The organism is Streptomyces sp. NPDC043738 (assembly GCF_056436545.1).
Genome location: NZ_JBWKCJ010000026.1, coordinates 96,527 through 116,796 on the forward strand (window position 1 = coordinate 96,527; position 20,270 = coordinate 116,796).

Here is a 20,270-nt window from a genome sequence, read left to right on the forward strand (position 1 = left end):
ACCCAAAAGGGGTCGTAGCATGCGGAAATGCACCCGCCCGCCGCCGATGTCCGCTGCCGGCGGTGCACCGCGAGACCACCGCACCCGGCGCCGTCACCACCGCCGAGCGCTCCACAGCACCGCCGATGCCGTCGACAAGTACCGAGAGGCCGACCCCCGGAGAAGTCCGTGCCCGCCGCCTTTGAAAGCGCCCCTCCCCCGCGTCGTGGCGCCGCGCCTCTGGTCCGCGTACGCGGCCTGCGCAAGCGGTTCGGCGGCACGCTGGCGCTGGACGCGGTCGACCTCGACGTGCACTCCGGCAGCGTCCTCGCCCTGCTCGGTCCCAACGGCGCGGGAAAGTCCACCCTCATCAAGGTGCTCGCGGGCGTCCACCACGCGGACGCGGGCGAGGTGACGGTCGCCGGGCACCCGCTGGGCACCGAAGCGGCCTTGCGCACCATGTCGTTCATCCACCAGGACCTGGGGCTGGTCGAGTGGATGACGGTCGCCGAGAACATCGCCCTGGGCACCGGCTATCCACGCCGTGCCGGACTGCTGTCCTGGCGGGCGACCCGCAGACGGTGCACCGAGGCCCTGGGCATCGTCGCGGCGCACCTCGACCCCCGCGCGCCCGTCGCCGGCCTCCCGAGGGCCGAACGCTCCCTGGTGGCCATCGCCCGCGCACTGGCCACGCAGGCCGAACTCATCGTCCTCGACGAGCCGACCGCCAGCCTCCCGGCCGCGGACTGCGCCCGGCTCTTCGCCGTACTGCACACCCTGCGCGACCAGGGCCACGCCATCGTCTACGTCACCCACCGGCTGGACGAGGTGTACAAGGTCGCCGACGCCTTCGCCGTACTCCGCGACGGCCGCCTCGTCAGCCACGGCCCGCTCGCCGGCCACCGCCCCGCGCGGCTGGTGCGCGACATCGTGGGCAGCGAGCCGGGCGGCTACCGCCTCGCCCCGGTCACCGGCCCGGCCGTCCTCGGCCTCGACCGCGTACGGACCGCGCACACGGCACCGGTCAGCCTGGAACTGCGCGCCGGTGAGATCCTCGGCATGGTCGGCCTCACCGGCGCCGGACACATGGAACTGGGCCGCGCCCTCGCCGGGGCCCGGCCGATGCTCGACGGACGGGCCGTGCTCGACGGGCGGCGGTACGCACCGCGTTCGGTGGCGGCCGCAGTCGGCTCCGGCGTGGGCCTGGTCACCAGCAACCGTCAGGAGGAGGGCTGCGCCGGCGAACTGACGGTACGGGAGAACTTCCTGGCGAACCCTCGGGCCGACGGCCTGCCGGCCCTGCGCTGGATCAGCCCCCGGCGCGAGCGAGCCAAGGTCGCCGCCCTGGTCGACCGGTTCTCGGTGCACCCCCGGGACACCGAGGCGCCGATCTCCACGCTGTCCGGGGGGAACCAGCAGAAGGTCATGGTCGGCCGGTGGCTGAGGCTGAGCCGAAGGCTGCTGATCCTGGAGGAGCCGACCGCCGGGGTGGACATCGGCGCCAAGGCGGAGATCTACCGCCTGCTCCAGGACGCGCTGGCCGAGGGCCTCGCCGCCCTGCTCATCTCCACCGATTTCGAGGAGGTCGCCCACGTGTGCCACCGGGCCCTGGTATTCGTCCGCGGAGCGGTGACGGCGGAGCTGAGCGGCACCGCCCTCACGGTCACCGGACTCGCCCGCGCCTCGTCGGCCATGCCCCCGCTGACCGGGACGATGTGACGATGGCCGCCTTCCCCCGCCCCCCGCTGGGCCGCCGGTTCGGGCACCTCCTCGGCGCCTACGGCCTCTTGGCCCTCACCGCCGTGCTGTTCCTGGCCTTCTCCCTCGCCCTGCCGGACACCTTCCCCACCCTGGACAACGTCTCCGCGGTGCTGTCCAACCAGTCGATCCCCGCCATCCTGGCGCTCGGCGCGATGATCCCCATCGTCACCGCCAAGTTCGACCTGTCCATCGGCTACGGTCTCGGCCTCACCCACGTCATGACGATGCAGCTCATCGTCGCCGAAGCGTGGTCCTGGCCGGTCGCCTGCCTCGTGGTGGTCCTCGGCGGCGCGGTGGTCGGCGTCTTCAACGGGGTCGTCGTCGAATTCGCGAAGATCAACTCCTTTATCGCCACCCTGGGCACCGGCAGCATCCTGTACGCCTTCACCGGCTGGATCACCAACGGGGCCCGGATCGTCCCCGGCCCGCACGGCCTGCCGGCCGCCTTCACCGACCTGTACGACTCCCGGTTCCTCGGCCTGCCGGTGCCCGCCTTCTACGTCCTGGCCCTGACCGCCGTGCTGTGGGTGCTGCTGGAACGGCTGCCGCTCGGCCGGTATCTGTACGTCATCGGCTCCAATCCGCGCGCCGCCGATCTGGTGGGCATTCCCTCCCGTCGCTATGTCATCTACGCCTTCGCCGGATCCGGCCTGGTCGTCGGTGTCGCCGGCGTCCTGCTGGCCGCGCAGCAGCGCATCGGCAACCCCAGCGTCGGCCTGGACTATCTACTGCCCGCCTTCGTCGGTGCGCTGCTCGGCTCCACCGCGATCACCCCCGGCCGTCCGAACGCCCTGGGCACCCTGGTCGCCGTCACGATCCTCGCCATCGGCCTCGCCGGCATCGGCCAGCTCGGCGCCCAGTTCTGGGTCACCCCGCTGTTCAACGGCGCCACCCTGCTCCTCGCCGTCGGCATGGCCGGCTACGCCGCCCGGCGGCAGCTGCGGCAACGGCGGACCGAGCCACCCCGAACCCGCCATGACGTGCCCGAGGCCGCCGCGTGACCTCCGGCGGTCACCCCCGTTCCGCCCCCTCCGCGAGGAGCGCCCTGCGCGCGACCCGTAAGACCGCCGTGCGACGCGGCACCGTCGCCCTGGCAGTCGCGGCCACCGTCCTCCTGGGCTGCGAACGCGGGGCGTCGAGCGGCGGCGGCCCGGTCTCGGCACGGCCGACCACGCCGGGCTGTCCCAGCGCACTGGCCAGGGCCGAGGCGGCCGTTGCCCGGGCCGAGAAGACCAGCCGCGCGGGGAACGGCCCCACCGGTGGCCCCAGGGCCGTATCCGGCAAGAAGATCATCTATGTCGCGCAGACCATGAACAACCCGGGCGTCGCGGGCGCCGCCTGGGGCGTGCTGGAGGCCGCGAAGGTCATCGGCTGGGACGTCCGGGTGATCGACGGCCAGGGCACCCCCGCCGGGATCCAGGCGGCGTTCAGCCAGGCCATCGCCCTGAAGCCCGCGGGCATCGTCATCGGCGGCTTCGACCCCCACCTGACGTCGCAGCAGGTCGCGAAGGCCAACGCGGAACACATCCCGCTCGTCGGCTGGCACGCGGTCGACTCCCCCGGCCCGAGCAAGGACCCCGAACTCTTCAGCAACGTCACCACCGAGGTCGGCGATGTCGCGAGCATCAGCGCCGACTGGATCATCGCGCACTCCCACGGCAACGCCGGAGTCGTGGTGTTCACCGACGCCTCCATCCCGTTCGCCAGGAACAAGTCCGAACTGATCAAGAAGGCACTCGCCGGCTGTCCGGGTGTGCGGATCCTGGCCGAGGAGAACATCCCGATCTCCGACACCAGCAGCCGAACCCCCCAGGAGGTCTCCTCACTCCTCTCGCGCTTCCCGGACACCTGGACCCACTCCGTAGCCATCAACGACGTCTACTTCGCCGACGCCGCCCCGGCCCTGCGTGCAGCCCGCAAGAAGGGCGCCGGTGCCCCGTACAACATCGGCGCGGGCGACGGCGACCCCTCCGCCTTCCAACGCATCAACAGCCGCCAGTTCCAGACGGCCACCGTCCCCGAACCCTTCGCCCAACAGGGCTGGCAGATCCTCGACGAATTCAACCGAGCCTTCTCCGGCACACCCGCCAGCGGCTACGTCGCCCCCGTACACATCGCCACCGCCGCCAACAGCCGCGGCGCGACGACCTGGGACCCACCCGGCTACCGCGCGACGTACCGAAGGATCTGGGGCAGGTGAGCCCGGAACACACCACGGGCCCCTCGCCAAGTGCACTCCACGATCTCGTCGTGGGCGACATTCTCGGTTGTGCCTGCCCCGTCGTCACGAACGCCGACCAGATGCCGGCGTTGCGCCGGGCGTCCAGCCACCGCTCCGCAACGCGAGGGCGGCAGCAGCGTGCGAAATTCGAGCCTTGCCTTCAAACGCTGGCAGTGACCTTGAGTAACCATCAACAAGGCCGGCAACCATGCGGTCGTCCCCCCGCTCTGGGCTCACTCCGTCGCTTTATGGGCCCTGGGGAGAATCTGGGGAGAATCGAACACAGGACGACAGACCACGCCATGCCCGCGGCGAGAGATGCGTCAGCCGCTTCGGCGTGCGTCCTGCAGGGATCGGCGCGCGGTGCGAGCGAGAACCGCGGAAGTCGGAACGCTCGCTCATCGAGAAGGCGCGCCGCGCCCAGGTATTCGACGCCGCCGAGCACCACGGTGAAGGCAGGAGCGCTCAACAGCCACGGCGCCTTGCAGTCGCTGGTCTCGGCCTCGTGGGAGTCGACGTTCGAGGCAGGAACGGTCCTTGGTCCGATCGCCTTCCTCCACCAACTTTTCCACCGCCATGGGGCCACCGCCGGGTTCCTGCCTGCCCCGCCTTCGCACTCCGCCCCCTCCACGCGCCGTGCTGTCGGAGTTGAGGTCGAGATCCCGTATCTGACCCTTCGCCGCATGCCGCCCCGCTGGAGAAGATCCAGCGCGACGGAATCAACCAACAGTGTCCGCATCAAGCGGTGCAGGGCCAGCCCCGGTTGGCAAGCCCCACCATCAGGTCGAATGGGATCGAATTCCTTGATCGAGGATGGTTGTCTCTGCCTGGTGGTGCTGACGTTGCAGGTCAGCACCGTCCCGTCTGAGGCTGGGTCCTGCTTTAGGTGCTTCATGTTCCGCCGCTCTCACGCACCGCTCACGCACGGAAAGTTTCAAGCGGCGGGATTTCAATCTACGACCTCTTCGTCACGGACTGCTGGGCTTTTCGGAAGGTCGCCCTGGGGCGGTCGGTGGTCTCGTCTGGCAGGTGGACGCACAGGAAATCCCGGTGAGAACGATCAGGGGCTTGGCCAGCAGCTTGGCTACACCTCGAACGTGGGCTGTCCGGAGGCTTCGAGCGCGGTGCGGCGGGCTTCGGCCCGGGTGCGGGCATGGTGCTGGTCGTAGTGCAGCTGGCAGCCCTGGCACATCGCGCGGAGATTCTCGGGCTCGCAGTGTTCCGGCGCGTGGTTGAGGTGGGTGGTCGTCAGGATGACGCGGGAGCCGGTGCCGTACGCGGGCTGTCCGTGCCGGTTGGGGCACCGGCCGGTGTGGCTGCCGCGCCCGCATTCCCCTTCGCATTCGCACCGCCACACGGCGCGGTTCTTGAGTGCGTCGCTGATCTCCGGCCAGTTGTCGGGGTAGCGGTCGCGGTCTCGGGCCGGATCGGCATGTGGTCACCGCTCTCCGGCTTCGAGCTGGTGGGGGACGCCGGAGGCGCGCAGGTCGCGGAGGTCGGGGAGGTGGTTGTAGAGGGTGCCCGGGGAGACGTTCAGCAGCTTGGCAATCGAGGTGATGGAGAGACCGGGTCGGGCAGCAGGTCGCGGGCGGCCTTGATGACAAGCCCTCGCGGGTGCCCTGGACGATGAGTTCGCGGATGAACTCGGCGAGGGCAGCGAAGACGTGGAAGACGAGCCGGCCGCCGGGAGTGGTGGTGTCCAGCGACTCGTGCAGCGAGGTGAACCCGATGCCACGCTCGCGTAGTTCGGCGACCATGTTGATGAGGTCCTGGAGACTGCGGCCGTAGCGGTCGAGTGAGGGGACCACGAGGGTGTCGCCGGCATCGAGGAAGGCGTGGCACGCCTTCAGCTCCGGGCGGAGCACGGTCTTCCCGGACTTCTTGTCGGCGAAGATCTTCCGGCACCCGGCGGTGGCGAGGGCGTCGACCTGCCGTTCGAGCTTCTGCCTGCTGCTGGACACCCGGGCGCACCCGATTTTGATCTCGGTACGCACCAGCGGCTCGGCGAAGAGGAGTTCGGGGTGGCCGGACGGCGCCGGAAGGTCACTCATGGCCACGGATCATGTCAAAAAACGGTGGTGCCTCAGGTTCTTGAATGACCCCGGTTTTTGGAGGGTTTTTTGAAGGCCCTGCGGGACACTTGTGGTCCCGCAGGGCGATCTTCAGAAAACGAAGGCTTTTTGACGACTCAAGGGCCTGGGCGGTGCGGGTGAGCTTCCGCGCGGCTTCCGTCGGCTACGGCCTGTGCGCTCTGGGGCTCATCCCTGCGAACACCGCCTGCAGGACGCGGTCGATGTAGGCGGGGGTGATGGGCTGCTGTGTGATCAGGAGTCTGTAGTACAGAGGGCCGGACAGGACGTCGAAGGCGAGGTCCAGGTCGAAGTCAGGTGCGAGCTGCCCTTGGTCCTTGGCGACTCGGAGGCGTTCCAGGGTGTTGGCGGTCTGCGGCTCGATGAAACGCCGGTTGAGCGCAGCCGCGACCTCCGGATCGTGCTGCCCTTCGCCGATCAGGGCCTGGTAGAGCGGACCCCAGGGGGGCCGGCCGAGCAGGCCGACGGCCTTTGTCATGGTCTCGCGCAGGTCGGCGACGACATCGCCGGTGTCGGGGTGGCTCAGACTGTCGGTGCTCAGGCTGAGCACCGCGTCGAGGAAGAGCAGGCCCCGGGAGGGCCAGCGCCGGTAGACGGTGTGCTTGCCCACTCCCGCCCTGGACGCGACCGCCTCGATGCTGAGTTTGGCGTAGCCGCCCTCCAGAGCGAGGTCGAGGGCAGCCCTCATGATCGTTTCGGTGCGCCGGTCGGCGCGGTCGCGGCGGTCAGTCATGACGACACCATACCGGCACGGCACGTGCCGTATTGACAAAACTCCTGTTCTTGATCAACCATTTCCCAGCGGCACGGCACGGGCCGTGCCGTGCCGAGTCGAGCTGCCAGCCACCGAGAAATCCAGGGGGAGTGGGTGCGTGATGGACGCCGATGCGATCGTCGTTGAAGCCCCACCGGCCAGGGGTGATCCGGCCCTGCCCCGGCGACGCCCCGCCAGGGCCGCGCACGACATCCCTCAACCACGCAAAGGACCCCGATCTTGTCCCCTGACCCGACCACCGTGCACCCGCTGCCCGCCCACGAACGTGTGGTGTTCCTCAACCCGCTGGTCACCTCACCGAACATCACCGTGGGCGAGTACACGTATTACGACGACCCGGACGGCGCCACGGACTTCGAGCACCGCAACGTCCTCTACGCCTATGGGCCGGAGCGTCTCGTCATCGGCAAGTACTGCGCGATCGCCTCGGGAACCACGTTCCTGATGGCCGGCGCCGAGCATCCGACGATGGGGGTGTCGACGTACCCGTTCACCATGTTCGGCGGCCGGTGGGCCGAGCGGACACTGGACATCGTCACCGCCATGCCCAGCCGCGGCGACACGGTGGTCGGCAACGACGTCTGGTTCGGGTACCGGGCGACCGTCATGCCCGGCGTACGGATCGGTGACGGTGCCATCGTCGCGGCCGGCGCCCTGGTCACCGCCGACGTCCCGCCCTACACGATCGTCGGCGGCAACCCGGCCAAACCGATCCGCCGGCGATTCGACGACGCCGGCATCGAGCGGCTGCTGCGCGCCGCCTGGTGGGACTGGCCCGCCGACCTGGTCACCGAACACGCTCGTACGATCATGGCCGGAACCCCTGACGACATCGAACTCATCGCCAAGAAGCACGGATTGGGGCAGTCTCTTTGAGCCAGGTGACCCGGGTATCCATCGAAGAACACAGGGTGGCCGACAGTGCGGCCGGACCCTACGCCCTCACCACGGGACCGGACGGCGCGCTCTGGTTCACCCTCGTCCACAGCGGCCGGATCGGCCGCCTCGTCCCCGGCGAGGAGCCGACGAGTCACCAACTCGCCCCGGACAGCGGGCCGACCGTCATCACACCCGGCCCCGACGGCGCGCTGTGGTTCACCGAGTACCGGGCGGACCGGATCGGGCGCATCACCACCGACGGCGTCATCGACGCATTTGACGTGCCCACGCCCGGCGGTGGGCCGTTCGGTATTGCGGCGGGACCCGACGGCGCGCTGTGGTTCACCGAGACCGCCGCCGACGGTATCGGCCGCATCACGGTCGACGGTCACCTCACCGAGTTTCCGCTGCCCGTCACCGGCGCGTTTCCCTCGGCGATCACCGCTGGCCGCGACGGAGGCATGTGGTTCACCCTCAACCGGGCCAACGCCATCGGGCGGATCGGCATGGACGGTACCGTCACCCTCCATCCCCTGCCGACGGAGGCGGCGGCGCCGGTCGGGATCGCCGCAGGCCACGACGGAGCGCTCTGGTTCGTCGAGATCGCCGCCGGACAGATCGGACGGATCACTCCCGACGGGCAGATCACCGAGTTCCCGCTGCCCGACCGCACCACCCGACCGCACGCCGTCACCATCGACGGCCACGGCACCGCATGGTTCACCGAATGGGGCGGCAACCACGTCGGCACGATCACCCCCGACGGCTCCCTCACCGTCCACGACCTTCCCACCCCCCACTCCGAACCGCACGGCATCACCCTCGGTCCCGACAGCGCCCTGTGGACCGCCCTGGAGATCGGCACCCTCGCCCGCATCACCCCGGCGGACAGCACCGCCTGAACAACCCCCTTCACACACCGTCAGCAGTGGTCGCCCGTACGGCGGCCGGAGAGGAAGTCTCATGAAATACGCACTCGTGATCTTCGAGACGGACGCGTCGCGCCGCCGGATCCAGGCCGACCGGGCCGCGTACCGCAACGAGTACGAGGGCTGGATAGGCGGCCTCGCCGCGGCCGGGAAGCTGGTCGGCGGCGAAGCCCTGGAGACCGAGCACATCGCGCCCGCAACGGTGCGCACTGCGGCCGACGGGACATCGACGCTGATCGACGGGCCCGCGCACGCCGGCGAGGAGACCCTCGGCGGCTGGTTCATCGTCGAGGTGGCCGACCGCGCGGAAGCCCTCGAACTGGCCAAGAGCCTTCCCACCCCGGAGACCGTCGAGGTTCGCCCGATCCTCGAATCCGCCTGACCGACGCCCGGAACCGGCCCCACCGCACAGAGCCCGGCCGCAGGGTCGCCTCTGTAGTGCCGCCCGGCTTCGTCTGATCATGCCGCCTGGCTTTAGCCGTCCGGGACGAGCAGGCCGTCGCCGCGTAGCGGGCTGAAGTGTGGCGTATCCCGGCCCCGGGGATCAATGAACCGTGGTTGGCGCTGAGATTGATCACGCTCCCGCTGTAGCCGGGGGGCGTCGACGCGGTTCGCGTACTCACGGCGGGCCTTGCGCTGTGCCGGGATCGCTGCGGCGTTGTCGAACGGCCGGCAGTGGTCGAGGAGTTGGCGGTGTACCGCCGGGATGGCAGTGACGCGCAGGGTGTCGCCCTGGCCGCGTCATACGGTCATCCCCTTGTCGAGCACTGCACGCTCGGCGGGCTCCAGTTCGGCCGTGCGGAGGAAGTCGGCGACCGTGCCCGGCATGTCGAGGAGGACCGGCAGCTCCGGGGCCGGGGTGTCCATGTCGGCGGCGGTGTGCTCGGGCAGGAGGTCGGCGACGGCGGCACGGATGGCGCCGCGGCTGACGTGGTGGTCGCGGGCCAGGGCGGCGATGGACTGGCCGCCCAGGTACGCAGCGCGTACGGCGGCGGCCTTCGCCACCGTGACGGCCGGGCGGCGCCCGCCCTTGTTGCCTTTGACCTCGGCGGCCCGCAGCCCGTCGTACGTCAGCTCGCGCTGGAGTTCGCCGGCGGGGGGCGAGGGTCTGCACCATGAGCTTCATTCGAGAACGACGTCCTGGTCGAGCGCCCGCAGGCCGCCGCAGCCTGACCGCACGTCACCGACCCGCAATCCGACAGCTGCCCCGCGAGGGTCAGCCCCATGGCTGGAGGTCAGATAAATCGGCTCATCGGAGCCCTCTTCGGGCTTATCTTCATCGAGGCCAACGCGGGCGATGTGCGTCCGTACGACGCAGGGCGATCAGGTCGCGGTCGTCATCGTCGAGGAAGAAGAACCGCCCCAGCTCCGGGCGGGTGGGCGCCTCGTGGAACGACCCGTATCGGGCCGCCTTTACCTGTACCCGGCCTTGAGGTGTCAGCGACGTACGGCACGTGGGACCCGAGGTGCGTCTGCTCCCGTGGCTGACACTTCGTCGTGACCATTGTTCGTGACGTTCGTTGCTCCATCCGTGGACCCAATGGACGGGGAGGGCCGGGGATGTACGTGCGACGGGTCGTGGGGACCGGGATGCGCCACGAGACGTACACCGTCGTGGACGGCGAGGGACGGGTCGTCGAGACGGTGGACGACTACCTCGCCCTGTGCACCGACCGGGAGCAGTCGCCGAACACCCTCCGGGCCCGTGCCTTCGACCTGAAGGCGTGGCTGGTCTTCCTCCAGCTCCTGGACGTCGATCTGCTGGCTGCCTCCCCGGAGCACGTCGACCAGTTCGCCGGGTGGCTGCGACGCCCCGTCCAGCCGGGGCGGCTGCGATCGGCGGACGCCGATGGTCCTGCCCGGGAGCCATCCACGGTGAACCGCGCACTGAACAGCGTCTACATGTTCTACGAGTTCCTCGCGCGCCGCGGTGTCGGCATGGGAGCCCAGCTGGCGCACCGCCGGGCGGCCTCGGTCGGCGACCATGCCGGGTTCCTCGCCGGCATCGCGGAACGTGGGGTTACGCGTCGGCCGACCCGGCTGAAGCAGGTCAAGCGGCGACCGGAGACGCTGACGGACGCCGAGGTGCAGGGGATCCTCGACGCGTGCGAGCGGCTGAGGGACCGGCTGCTGCTGGCTTTGATGTTCGAGACGGGCTGCCGGATCGGGCAGGCGCTTGGCCTGCGGCACGAGGACATCAACACGGACCGGCGGACGCTGACGCTGCGGCCTCGGGAGGACAACGCCAACCGCGCACGCGGCAAGAGCCACGACCCGAAGGAGATCCCCGTCCGGCAGACGCTGCTCGACCTCTACACGGACTACTTGTTCGCCGAGTACGGCGAGTTGGACTGCGACTACGTGTTCGTGAACCTGTGGAACGGCACCATCGGCACGCCGATGGGGTATTGGGCGGCGATGAGCCTGGTCAAGCGGCTGCGACGACGCACAGGAGTCGACTTTCACCCCCATCTGTTCCGGCACACTCACGCGACCGCGCTTCTGCGGGCGGGCGTGCGGCTGGAAGTGGCGAGTGAGCTGCTCACGCACCGCTCGGTCCACGCCACGGCGGACACCTACGGCCACCTGGACGCGGACGACCTTGCCGACGAGCTGGACCGGGTCGGCTTCAGGGGCTCGTGGTGAGCGCCGACGGCCGCCGGGCCGCCGTCGTCCCGTTCCCCGGAGATCCGTGGGCAGCGGCCCTGCTCCGCGTGGTGCGGCCGGAGTTCCGAGTTGAGCGCTTCGTGCCGCCCGCCGGGCACTTCCTGGCCCCGACCCCGTGCGTGATCACCACATGCTTGAGGAAGAACGCCTCGCGCGGGTTGTGCGCCGCGCACGACGCGGCCTGGCGGAAGGCCGGCCGGCCCGAGCGGGAGGCGTGGATCGCGGACCCGGCGAACTGGCCGGCCGGGCTGAGCCTGGACGTGGCCTCGTGCCTGGTCAGCGGATGCCGGTATTCGGGCGGGCTCTCGGGCCTGTGTGACCTGCACCTGGCTGGCCTCAACGGTCTGCACTCGCGGGGTCAGCGCATCAGCGTCCGTGAGTATGCCGCCGCGGCGCTGGTGCTCTCCCGTCCGGCGGCGAGGCGATGCGGCTTCCCGGACTGTGGCTACGAGATCAGCCGCAGCGGCTTGTGCGACGGGCACCACTATCGCTGGACGAAGGTCGATCGGCCTCCGCTGGCCGCGTTGCCCGCCGAGTTGATGCTCCGCAACGTCCCCAGCTTCTCCGTGGCGGGTCTACCGCCGTTGGCGGCGCTGGAGTTCCAGTACCTGCTCCAGCTCCGCACCGACCAGCGATGCTCCAAGGTGGTCCCCAGCTCCTGGGTCCGCGCGGTGAGCACCGTCATTGCCGAGGGCGTCGCCTCGGTGCGGGACCGTCCGGCCCACCACTGGCGTGGCCTGTCGCTGAACTACACCACCGTTCCGCAGCTCTTCACCGACCTGTTGGAGGCCCTCGGCGACCTCGATGGACCCGCCGAGGAGTGGGACAGGGACGTGTGGCGCCCTGACCGGCTCGGCTACAGCATCGAGGAGCGGCAGCGCGTCGCTCCGCTGGACTTCACCGGCATCATCCAGCCCTGGTTGAGGCAGACGGTCAAGCGCTACCTGCGGCTGCGGCTCGCGCGCACGGAACTGCGGACGGCTGCGCGCAACCTCCACGACTTCGTCTTCTTCTCCCGGTTCATCGCGGAGACCCGCCCCGACCGGCAGAACGATCCGACGGTGCTGGACCGGCCGCTGTTGGAGTCCTATATCGGCTGGGTCGGCCGCAGGACGGTGGAGCAAAAGGGGCCGTACTTCGGCCAGCCCGTGGCCCCAGGCAGCCGCAGCCGCCTACTGTCGGCGGTCTCCACCCTGCTCGAAACGTGGCGCCGCTACGACTGGCAGCCCGCGCTGCCGGCCGACGCTCGGATCCACCGGGACGAATACCCGCGGCCACGCGGGCTGAAGGCCAACTTCATTGACGAGCACCTGATGGAGCAGATCGAGTCCGAAGAGAACCTGGCCCTGCTCGACCCCGAGACACGCGCACTGGTGCTGATCTGCCGCGACGAGGGCCTGCGCATCAGCGAAGCACTCACGTTGAAGACCGACTGTCTGAAGAAGACCCCGTCCGGCCGCTGGGCCCTGGTCCACTACAAGAGCAAGGACAAGAGCTTCCGGGCCATCCCCGCCTCTCGCGTGGTGGTGGACGCGATCCGGGAACAGCACGGCCGGGTCCGGGAACGCTTCGGTGGCGCGTGCCAGTGGCTGTTCCCCAAGGTCAGCGGCAACCCGGACGGAAAGTATCCGATGCCCTACGGCACCGTCGACACTCGATTCGACGCCTGGCTGAAGCGGATCCGCCTCATCGACTCCAACGGCGACGCCGCCGCCGTCAGCTGGCATCAGTTCCGGCACACGCTGGGCACCAGAATGGCGAACGCGGGCGTGTCCGGGCGCACCATCCGCGAGGTCTTGGGCCACACCTCCTGGCAGATGCAGGAGCACTACTCGCGCATCGCGGACGACACGCTTCGCCGCGAGTACGAGGAGAAGTACGAGGTCCGCTTCAACCTCAAGGGCGAGGCTGTCAAGATCCACCGCGACAGCGACCTGTCCGGCGTCGAGTGGCTCGCCGAGAAGATCGGCCGCCGCCTCCACGCCGTTGCCGGCGGCTGGTGCGGACGGCACATCTCCCGCCCCTGCCCCAAGACCGCAGCCGATGGTTGCTACTTCTGCCAGGACTTCCAAAGCGACCGGCAGTTCCTGCCCATCCACCAGGACACCCTCGACCGCACTCGCGAACTGCAGGCCGGCGCCGCAGCCGCCGGCCGTTCCCGCGCAGCCGACCTCAACGCACGGCTGGCCGTCGCAGTCGAGCATCTCATCACGCGCATTACCGACCAGGAGAACGACGGAGTCGCCCCGGCGCCAGACGACCTGCCTGGCGGCCCAGTCGAGACGAAGGGGGAAGCAGATGCGGGCTGACAACTCGTCCCACCTGGCCGAGGCCGCACAGCAGCGCCGCCTGGACTGCATCGAGCGCGTCCAAGCCGTCCTGGGGGCCCTGGAACGCGACGGCGGAGCGGTGACCGTCGCCGGTGTCGCCGCACGGGCCGGGGTCTCCCGAACCTTCCTCTATGACGACGCCCAGGCCCCACTGCTGGCCAAGCTGCGAGAACTCGCGAACAAGCAGCCCGCTACGGGACGACCGGCCCTGCCCGACCACCAGCGCATCACCACCAAGTCACACGAGACGGTGGTGCGAGCACTGCGGGAGGCCAACCGGAAACTGAACGAGGAGAACGAACGGCTCCGCAACGAACTCGCCGTGGCCCTCGGACAGCTCCGCGACCTTCGCCGAGGCATCCCCGCCCCACGCGGATAATGTCCGGTCTCGGGGTATGGCCCGACATCGGCGAACCGGCGGATCCGGTCCTGTTCGGCGGTCTCGTCGGAGGCGTCGAAGTGCCGTACCTGGTTCCACCAGCGGTCATGGTCGTAGCCCTCGCAGTGGTTGAACTCATGAGCCGTACTGCGTAGCCGCTGCCACTCCCGCACGATCGCGGCACGCTGCCACGTCTCGGGCCGCTCCACCGTGAGGAGCGTGTACAGGAGCCCGGCCGAGTCGCAGACCAGGCGGAGCAGAGACCGCATCGCAAAGGACGTCTCACCAGTCTCCCCGACCTCCTCGTACACCCGCCCCAACTGGACGTTGAGGAACGTCTCCAAGGCGCGGACGTCCTCGGGCCTGAGGTCTTCGGCGTAGGTGAGGGTGCGCTCGGACGGCGGGTTCGTCATGCGGGTGGGGCCTCCCGTTCGTACGGTGCCAGCCGGATCAGCTCCGGTGACATCTGAGCAACTCTACGGAGAGGTAGCTGACACTGTCAGCTACCTAAAAGGCCAGCTCATCACGCCTACCGGGCGCAAGAGGTCCAGATAACGGCCTGCTCATCATTAAGAATTCCACCGGCATGCGGCGGACGGTAGCCACGCCTCGACAGCGATCGAGGATCTTCCTCCGAACCCCCGCACCAGACCGGTGAACCTCCTTACAAGGCCCTCTTCTCAGATAGAACCCGAGTATTTGGTTGACAGGGCAACTTCGCTTCTCGGACGGGCTTCCCGCCTCTGGTGATGCGCGACCCGGCCTGAGGTGCAGATGGCTCGGGCCGCGCGCAGCCTGGAGACAGGAGCCCGAGGACGGTCAGCGCCGTGCCGTGCGAACGCCAGGGGTACAGGAGGCTCGATATGCAAGGTGAGGAACAGGGCCCGGGTGACCCGGTCACCAAGTATCCGCAGCCTGAATTCCCGCAGCAGGAACAGACTCACCCGGGTTGGACGGGGCCGATGGATCCGCCGCCTGACCACGGCGAGGAGTCCTATCGGGGCAACGGTCTCCTCGAAGGTCGCAAGGCCGTGCTGACCGGAGGCGATTCCGGTATCGGGCGGGCCGTTGCGCTGGCCTTTGCACGAGAGGGCGCGGATGTGCTGTTCACCTGTCTGCCCGAGGAAGAGGACGAAGCGGCCGAGACCACCCGACTCGTCACCGACGCGGGGCGCCGGGCCGTGCCCATCGCCTGCGACATCCGGGAGGAGGAGCAGTGCCGACTGCTCATCGAGCGCGCGGTGGAGGAGTTCGGCCGGATCGACATCCTGGTCAACAACGCGGCCTATCAGATGTCGCAGCCGGACGGAATTCAGGCCATCACCACGGAGCAGTTCGACCGGGTGATGCGCACCAACCTCTATGCGATGTTCTGGCTCTCAAAGTTGGCGCTGCCGCACATTCCCAAAGGCGGTTCCATCATCAATTCCACCTCGGTCCAGGCGTACAAGCCCAGCCCGCATCTGCTCGACTATGCGACGACAAAGGGCGCCATCGTCACCTTCACCCAAGGGCTGGCGCAGATGCTGGCTTCCGAAGGCATCCGCGTCAACGCGGTTGCTCCAGGACCGGTGTGGACACCTCTCATCCCGGCGACGATGCCGGACACCACCACCTTCGGCAAGCAAGCGCCCCTGGGACGGCCGGCACAGCCGGCAGAGATGGCACCGGCCTACGTCTTTCTCGCCTCCCCACAGGCCAGCTACATCACTGCCGAGATCGTCAACGCCACCGGAGGGACCCCGCTGCCCTGATGCACAGGGCCGGCCACGGACCGATGCGCGGGTGCTGCCCTGGAGCCGGACCGGCCCAGCGCTTACTCTGCCGGCTGAGGACCACAATCTGCCTGCCGTCCCGTCACGCGGTTGAACCAATCGGCCGCCCTTTCCTTGAGCACACCCAGCACACCGCGGAACCGCCGGGCGGGCTGTTCCTCCGCGGACCCTATGTCGCTCCGCCGCCGTCGTACTAACGCCGCTATCCGCGATGACGCACAGGTCCGCACAGCCATACGGTGTCGGGATGGCGAACAGCGCCCCTCTGGCATCTGGATGAGCAGCGAAGGCCTGTGCGAATTCAGCGGCGCAAGGGGGTGCCAGATGTCTGTCGGCGGCCCATCGGGGTCCACCCAGAAAGGATGAATGCCGGAGAGGATCAAGCTCGAGACGACGGACTTGTGCGCGTCCCTACCGATCAGCAATTTCTCGTGCGGGTGCGCCACCACCACGAGCATGGTTGCCTCCACGGACAGCGAGCTTCCGCAGGCCGAGAAGAACGTGTGAAGCGCGCACCGCGTCGGCCGTCAACTGCTCGGCGTGTTCGAGAATCCGGTTCCGGGCCCGCCGATCATCCAGGCCACCGAAGGCGAGAACGTCTCCGTGGAACACTGCATCGCCCAGCGCCCCGCGCGACCTGGGGTCGGCTCCGCGCGCCTGCCTGTGGCCAGGCCGGCCGAAGGACAACTGACCTGTGGCGTGGTATTCCGCCAGGGCATCCAGCACCGGCGCCTGGCTGTGACCAGCACACATGCCTCCTGGGTAGCCCCTGACCACCGCGCGTGTGGGTCTCAGCACGCACTCAGTCCGCAGCGACGAGTTGCCGAGCCGATCGGCGGCGGGACACTCCCCGGGCATGCGAACACCGGCCGGGCCACAACGCAGTGTCGTACCGCTCTGGAACCGGTAGCCGCATCAGGGCATTTCTACCCGGGTCGCGTTATACGCCTGCCCCAAGGGGAACCAGTCGCTCTGGCACAGGGACGATCGAGGGTTGAGGGACCGAAAGGCTCGTACTTCATGGAGCATGGCGAAGACGTTATTGAGGAGCTGACAGGCGACCACCGCGTGTTGGACGGGCTGTTCGACCAGCTGGACGCCCTGGAGTCCGGATCCATCGAGCGGAAACTGCTGCTCGATACCCTGACCGTCGAGCTGGTGCGCCACTCCGTCGCCGAGGAAATGCACCTCTATCCCGCTGTACGCGAGCACCTGGAGAACGGTGACCCGCTGGCGGACAACGAAATCGCCGAGCACCATCGCGTCGAGGAACTGCTCAAGGACCTGGAGGGGCGCGGAGCCGATGACCGTGACTTCGACCGCCTCGTCCGCGAACTGCGCACCGAGATCATCGCCCACATCCAGGACGAGGAGAACATCCTCTTCCCCCGGCTGCGCGACGGCGTGCACCCCTACGTCCTGGAGAGCCTCGGAAAAAAGGTCCGTGAGGCGAAGGAAAGTGCGCCCACGCGCCCCCACCCCCACGCCCCCAGTACTCCGCCGGCCAACAAACTCCTGGCCCCAGGTTTGGGGCTTGTCGACCGCATTCGCGACTACGTAACCGGCCGCGGTCAGTATCCGTACCCCACGGCCAAGAAGGACGAATAGTCGTGGCGCTCGTGCGGAGGGACCGGCCGCCACCGACCGTCAGCGGTGATCGGCTGACCGGCGTCGTCGCGCAGCCGACGCCATGGGCGCCTCACGTGGTGCCTGGCGACCGTTCCCCGCACCTCGACGAGCGGGGCTCGTGGGGGACGGGGCAGGAAGGGCCGGCCACTCTCCAGTGTGTCATCGCGCGGTTCCTCCTGCGCGGTCCGGCAGGCGGGAGCCGGAGCCCCCGGGCGGCCGTCTGTTGCCCGCCGTACGACCAGTGGTGTCCCTCCGCCCGCCGACGGGTTAGGCGCTCCCCCTGTGCGGGAACCCGTGGTGCGGGCGCCGGGCCGGTCGGCCGCCCACCGCAGCAAGGAGGGATCACGTGAGCGGACGAGGCCGGTGAGGCCGCCGATGGCCGGACGCGGCGACGACTCCGGCGAGCAGAAGGACGGGCAACACGACGGGAAGCAGTACGACGCCACCCCCTACCTGCCGCGGCGTGGCGGACTAGCAGCTCATCGGCGTGCGGCAGCGGACTGCCAGGGCTGTCCGCTCTTCCAGGACGCGTCCGGGACGGTGTTCGGAGCGGGCAGTTCCTCGGCTGCCCTCATGCTCGTCGGTGAGCAGCCGGGCGATCAGGAGGACCGCCGAGGAGAACCGTTCGTCGGGCCGGCCGGCGGCCTTCTGCGGAAGGCGATGCGGGAAGCCGGCCTGGATGAGGAGCAGAGTTACTTCACCAACGCGGTGAAGCACTTCAAGTTCACCACCGCGGCGAAGGGCAAGCGCCGGATCCACAAACCGCCCAGCCTGCGGGAGATGACGGCCTGCCGCCCCTGGCTGACCGCCGAACTGCGCCTGGTCGAACCCGAGGTGGTGGTGGCACTCGGCGCGACCGCGGGCAAGGCGCTGCTGGGGCCCTCATTCCGCGTGACGCACGACCGGGGCACCCTCATCAGTGCGCCGGAAGAGGGGGCGCCCGGCGCGGCCGCCGGCGCCAGAAGCGTCATCGTCGCGACCCTCCACCCGGCGGCGATTCTGCGCGCCGAAGACCGCGAGGCACCCTACACGGGACTCGTCTCGGACCTACGGGTCGCGGCCCGGGCCCTGAATGGAGGGTCGTAGAGCTCAAGATGGCGATGCGGAGGGAGCACCGTTCAGGACTGGCAGTGCGGGCACCAGACGGTGCGGCGTCCGGCGGTGCGACCGGAGCTCAGGGAACGGCCGCAGCGAGGGCACAGCGGCTCGCCGTTGTCGCGTCGCCCCGTGAGCCAGGACCCCGCAGCACCCCGGCGTCGCATACCTCGACATCCGTGACGATCCGCCGGCCGCAGGAGGTCAGCACCCGGTGGAATCCTTCGACATCCGGCAGCTCGGGCATCATCCCTCCATGACTCCGTGACTCCGTGACTCCGTGACTCCGCGTCATGCGGCCCGTCACGCCGGCACCGGCGTCAAGCTGCCTTGCGGCGTCCTTGGCGCGCGCCTTCAGCAAGGGATGCGATGAGCTCATCACGGTTCATCGAGGTACGTCCGCGGATTCCAGCCTCAGCGGCTCGCTCATACAACTCGGACTTGCTCAGGCTTTCGAGGTCGCTCCAGCTGATGGAACCGGATGGTGTGGCTGTCGGTTGCCGAGTACATCCGTACCGGCAGGGTGACCAGCCCGAAGGTCAGAGCTCCATTCCACACAGGCCGGGCCATGCCGAGACCACCTCCTCTCCTTCTATGACATCTTCGGAGCGCAGATATCGCATGCCATGGCTCGCCGCCGTGTTGCCCCCGGCGCAGAGGCGGATCACAGTGTGAGTAGGGCGTCATCGCGGGACCTGCGAGTGCGATCGCCTCGGAGTGGTCCGGCTCGCGGCGGAACAGCCCGGTTCATGAGGGCGCCTCGCGGCGAAGATCGTCGCCGTACTGCGCACCATTCAGGGTCAGTCCGAGCCGTCCGCCGACTGGCTGCAGTCCTCGACCTGCCCTTCAGGCCTGCAGCTACTGGATCAGGCGGGAAGGGAAAAAACCGTGACCAGAGTCCTTGATGAGAGCGAGATCGAAGACCGGATGTCCGGGGCCGAGATGAGGGAATGGCGGCGCGACGGCAATGTATTGCGACGCACCATCGAGGCACACGACTTCCCCACAGTCGTCCGGATGCTCGAGAGGATCGTGGTCGATACCCAGAAGCTGGACCGCCGTCCCGATATCGACATCCGTGGCGGCGTTGTGCACTTCACGCTCCACAGCAGTACGGGACTTACCGACGTCGACGTCGAATTGGCACACCGGATCGAACTGGGGGCCGGGGCGTTCGTGCGGGGACACGCCTGACCCTCTCCGTCCGCTGCCCAGAGGCCGACCCCACGGTTGATTCGGCGGGCGCACAGCACTTCGCGCCGCTGCTCAGCCACGCGCCGTCCCCCGTGCCCACGACGCGGACCGGAAACGACAGTCGACGCACTTGGCCTGTACTGAAGCGGAACAGGTCCGATTACGGGCGCGCAGCAGGAAGGCGCCGTGGGCGGATCACATGGTGGCGGCGCGGTCCAGCACTCCTATGCCACCGTTCTCTCGGCCGACACCACCCAGCGGAGTAGTCGAAACGGCCCGTCGGCAGACGAGCCGTCTCAAGGCTTCGAGGCCGATATGGGAATTTCCGAATTTAATCGATTACTGCGGGACCAAAGGTAATCACCGCTCCCGGATCGGCAGCTCCCGCACCCGCACCCTTGCCGCCCGTTCCCTTACCACCTTTGGTTCCCTTACCTCCTTTACTTCCTTTGCCGCCCTTGCCCTTTCCATTCGTACCCTTTCCGTTCGGTCCGCCACCAGTACAGGTGCATGTACATGTGCACGTGGGACTAGGGGGCTGGGCGCTGGCGGACTGAGCCGACATCC

18 protein-coding genes and 2 pseudogenes are annotated in these 20,270 nt (G+C 68.9%); 13 read left to right on the plus strand and 7 right to left on the minus strand.

What is annotated here, in order from left to right:
• Positions 1 to 168 precede the first annotated feature (168 nt).
• From AC0680_RS28655 to AC0680_RS28665, 3 genes are all read left to right on the plus strand, one after another.
• Positions 169 to 1,698 carry a sugar ABC transporter ATP-binding protein gene (locus AC0680_RS28655; RefSeq protein ID WP_478634229.1) on the plus strand — a complete coding sequence of 510 codons (1,530 nt, stop codon included), beginning with the start codon at positions 169 to 171 and terminating at the stop codon, positions 1,696 to 1,698.
• 2 nt (positions 1,699 to 1,700) lie between these two features.
• Entirely contained in the window at positions 1,701 to 2,741 is a 1,041-nt protein-coding gene (locus AC0680_RS28660) for an ABC transporter permease (protein ID WP_478634231.1), read from the plus strand.
• Between the two features lie 68 nt (positions 2,742 to 2,809).
• On the plus strand, positions 2,810 to 3,940 hold the full coding sequence (locus AC0680_RS28665) for a substrate-binding domain-containing protein (RefSeq protein WP_478634298.1): 1,131 nt from the start codon (positions 2,810 to 2,812) through the stop codon (positions 3,938 to 3,940).
• 1,105 nt (positions 3,941 to 5,045) lie between these two features.
• Here AC0680_RS28665 and AC0680_RS28670 read toward each other — a convergent pair.
• The 3 genes and pseudogenes from AC0680_RS28670 to AC0680_RS28680 all read right to left on the minus strand — a co-directional run bounded on the left by AC0680_RS28670 (position 5,046) and on the right by AC0680_RS28680 (position 6,784).
• The gene (locus AC0680_RS28670; RefSeq protein WP_478634306.1) at positions 5,046 to 5,318 is read right to left on the minus strand and encodes a hypothetical protein; all 273 of its coding nucleotides are present in this window, start codon (positions 5,316 to 5,318) and stop codon (positions 5,046 to 5,048) included.
• Positions 5,319 to 5,619: 301 nt separating this feature from the next.
• Positions 5,620 to 6,012 (minus strand): annotated as a pseudogene (locus AC0680_RS28675) (recombinase family protein); the annotation flags it as partial.
• Positions 6,013 to 6,196: 184 nt separating this feature from the next.
• Entirely contained in the window at positions 6,197 to 6,784 is a 588-nt protein-coding gene (locus AC0680_RS28680; RefSeq protein WP_478634233.1) for a TetR/AcrR family transcriptional regulator, read from the minus strand.
• Between the two features lie 258 nt (positions 6,785 to 7,042).
• Between AC0680_RS28680 and AC0680_RS28685 the strand changes: the two genes are divergently transcribed.
• The 3 genes from AC0680_RS28685 to AC0680_RS28695 all read left to right on the plus strand — a co-directional run bounded on the left by AC0680_RS28685 (position 7,043) and on the right by AC0680_RS28695 (position 9,016).
• Positions 7,043 to 7,702: a CatB-related O-acetyltransferase gene (locus tag AC0680_RS28685; RefSeq protein WP_478634300.1), complete on the plus strand. Its 660-nt coding sequence runs from the start codon at positions 7,043 to 7,045 to the stop codon at positions 7,700 to 7,702.
• 5 nt (positions 7,703 to 7,707) lie between these two features.
• Positions 7,708 to 8,607 (plus strand): Vgb family protein, encoded by a 900-nt coding sequence (locus AC0680_RS28690; protein ID WP_478634235.1) that lies wholly within the window; start codon positions 7,708 to 7,710, stop codon positions 8,605 to 8,607.
• 61 nt (positions 8,608 to 8,668) lie between these two features.
• Complete coding sequence (locus AC0680_RS28695) at positions 8,669 to 9,016, plus strand: YciI family protein (protein WP_478634238.1); 348 nt, start codon at positions 8,669 to 8,671, stop codon at positions 9,014 to 9,016.
• A 359-nt stretch (positions 9,017 to 9,375) separates the two neighbouring features.
• Here AC0680_RS28695 and AC0680_RS28700 read toward each other — a convergent pair whose 3' ends face one another.
• The gene (locus AC0680_RS28700; RefSeq protein ID WP_478634241.1) at positions 9,376 to 9,639 is read right to left on the minus strand and encodes a hypothetical protein; all 264 of its coding nucleotides are present in this window, start codon (positions 9,637 to 9,639) and stop codon (positions 9,376 to 9,378) included.
• 555 nt (positions 9,640 to 10,194) lie between these two features.
• Here AC0680_RS28700 and AC0680_RS28705 point away from each other — a divergent pair.
• The 4 genes from AC0680_RS28705 (at position 10,195) to AC0680_RS28720 (ending at position 15,764) form a co-directional block, all read left to right on the plus strand.
• Positions 10,195 to 11,280 carry a tyrosine-type recombinase/integrase gene (locus AC0680_RS28705; RefSeq protein ID WP_478634243.1) on the plus strand — a complete coding sequence of 362 codons (1,086 nt, stop codon included), beginning with the start codon at positions 10,195 to 10,197 and terminating at the stop codon, positions 11,278 to 11,280.
• A complete protein-coding gene (locus AC0680_RS28710; protein ID WP_478634245.1) occupies positions 11,277 to 13,610 on the plus strand; it encodes a tyrosine-type recombinase/integrase in 2,334 nt (777 codons plus the stop codon). The genes AC0680_RS28705 and AC0680_RS28710 overlap by 4 nt, the downstream gene beginning before the upstream one ends.
• Positions 13,600 to 14,010 (plus strand): DUF6262 family protein, encoded by a 411-nt coding sequence (locus AC0680_RS28715; RefSeq protein WP_478634248.1) that lies wholly within the window; start codon positions 13,600 to 13,602, stop codon positions 14,008 to 14,010. Before AC0680_RS28710 ends, AC0680_RS28715 begins: the two co-directional genes overlap by 11 nt.
• Positions 14,011 to 14,873: 863 nt before the next feature.
• Positions 14,874 to 15,764, plus strand: coding sequence for an SDR family oxidoreductase (locus AC0680_RS28720; protein WP_478634251.1), 891 nt, complete (start codon positions 14,874 to 14,876; stop codon positions 15,762 to 15,764).
• 225 nt (positions 15,765 to 15,989) lie between these two features.
• Here AC0680_RS28720 and AC0680_RS28725 read toward each other — a convergent pair.
• Positions 15,990 to 16,538, minus strand: a pseudogene (locus AC0680_RS28725) (aminotransferase class I/II-fold pyridoxal phosphate-dependent enzyme); the annotation flags it as partial.
• Positions 16,539 to 16,805: 267 nt separating this feature from the next.
• On the opposite strand from AC0680_RS28725, the gene AC0680_RS28730 reads away from it, so the two are divergent.
• Both AC0680_RS28730 and AC0680_RS28735 read left to right on the plus strand, forming a co-directional pair.
• A complete protein-coding gene (locus AC0680_RS28730) occupies positions 16,806 to 17,393 on the plus strand; it encodes a hemerythrin domain-containing protein (protein ID WP_478634254.1) in 588 nt (195 codons plus the stop codon).
• A gap of 396 nt (positions 17,394 to 17,789) precedes the next feature.
• Entirely contained in the window at positions 17,790 to 18,500 is a 711-nt protein-coding gene (locus tag AC0680_RS28735; protein ID WP_478634256.1) for a UdgX family uracil-DNA binding protein, read from the plus strand.
• A 32-nt stretch (positions 18,501 to 18,532) separates the two neighbouring features.
• Here the strand turns inward: AC0680_RS28735 and AC0680_RS28740 are convergent, their stop codons facing one another.
• Both AC0680_RS28740 and AC0680_RS28745 read right to left on the minus strand, forming a co-directional pair.
• Positions 18,533 to 18,676, minus strand: coding sequence for a zinc finger domain-containing protein (locus AC0680_RS28740; protein ID WP_478634258.1), 144 nt, complete (start codon positions 18,674 to 18,676; stop codon positions 18,533 to 18,535).
• A 153-nt stretch (positions 18,677 to 18,829) separates the two neighbouring features.
• Positions 18,830 to 18,943 carry a hypothetical protein gene (locus AC0680_RS28745; protein ID WP_478634261.1) on the minus strand — a complete coding sequence of 38 codons (114 nt, stop codon included), beginning with the start codon at positions 18,941 to 18,943 and terminating at the stop codon, positions 18,830 to 18,832.
• A gap of 454 nt (positions 18,944 to 19,397) precedes the next feature.
• Between AC0680_RS28745 and AC0680_RS28750 the strand changes: the two genes are divergently transcribed.
• Positions 19,398 to 19,703 (plus strand): 4a-hydroxytetrahydrobiopterin dehydratase, encoded by a 306-nt coding sequence (locus AC0680_RS28750; protein ID WP_478634264.1) that lies wholly within the window; start codon positions 19,398 to 19,400, stop codon positions 19,701 to 19,703.
• Positions 19,704 to 20,270 lie beyond the last annotated feature (567 nt).

What these genes read in the sequence shown, in the direction of transcription:
- AC0680_RS28720 (WP_478634251.1), top strand. Translation starts at nt 14,874, where the DNA reads ATGCAAGGTGAGGAACAGGGCCCGGGTGACCCGGTCACCAAGTATCCG.
- AC0680_RS28735 (WP_478634256.1), top strand. Translation starts at nt 17,790, where the DNA reads ATGGCCGGACGCGGCGACGACTCCGGCGAGCAGAAGGACGGGCAACAC.
- AC0680_RS28740 (WP_478634258.1), bottom strand. Translation starts at nt 18,676, where the DNA reads ATGCGACGCCGGGGTGCTGCGGGGTCCTGGCTCACGGGGCGACGCGAC.
- AC0680_RS28730 (WP_478634254.1), top strand. Translation starts at nt 16,806, where the DNA reads ATGGAGCATGGCGAAGACGTTATTGAGGAGCTGACAGGCGACCACCGC.
- AC0680_RS28705 (WP_478634243.1), top strand. Translation starts at nt 10,195, where the DNA reads ATGTACGTGCGACGGGTCGTGGGGACCGGGATGCGCCACGAGACGTAC.
- AC0680_RS28660 (WP_478634231.1), top strand. Translation starts at nt 1,701, where the DNA reads ATGGCCGCCTTCCCCCGCCCCCCGCTGGGCCGCCGGTTCGGGCACCTC.
- AC0680_RS28715 (WP_478634248.1), top strand. Translation starts at nt 13,600, where the DNA reads ATGCGGGCTGACAACTCGTCCCACCTGGCCGAGGCCGCACAGCAGCGC.
- AC0680_RS28680 (WP_478634233.1), bottom strand. Translation starts at nt 6,784, where the DNA reads ATGACTGACCGCCGCGACCGCGCCGACCGGCGCACCGAAACGATCATG.
- AC0680_RS28695 (WP_478634238.1), top strand. Translation starts at nt 8,669, where the DNA reads ATGAAATACGCACTCGTGATCTTCGAGACGGACGCGTCGCGCCGCCGG.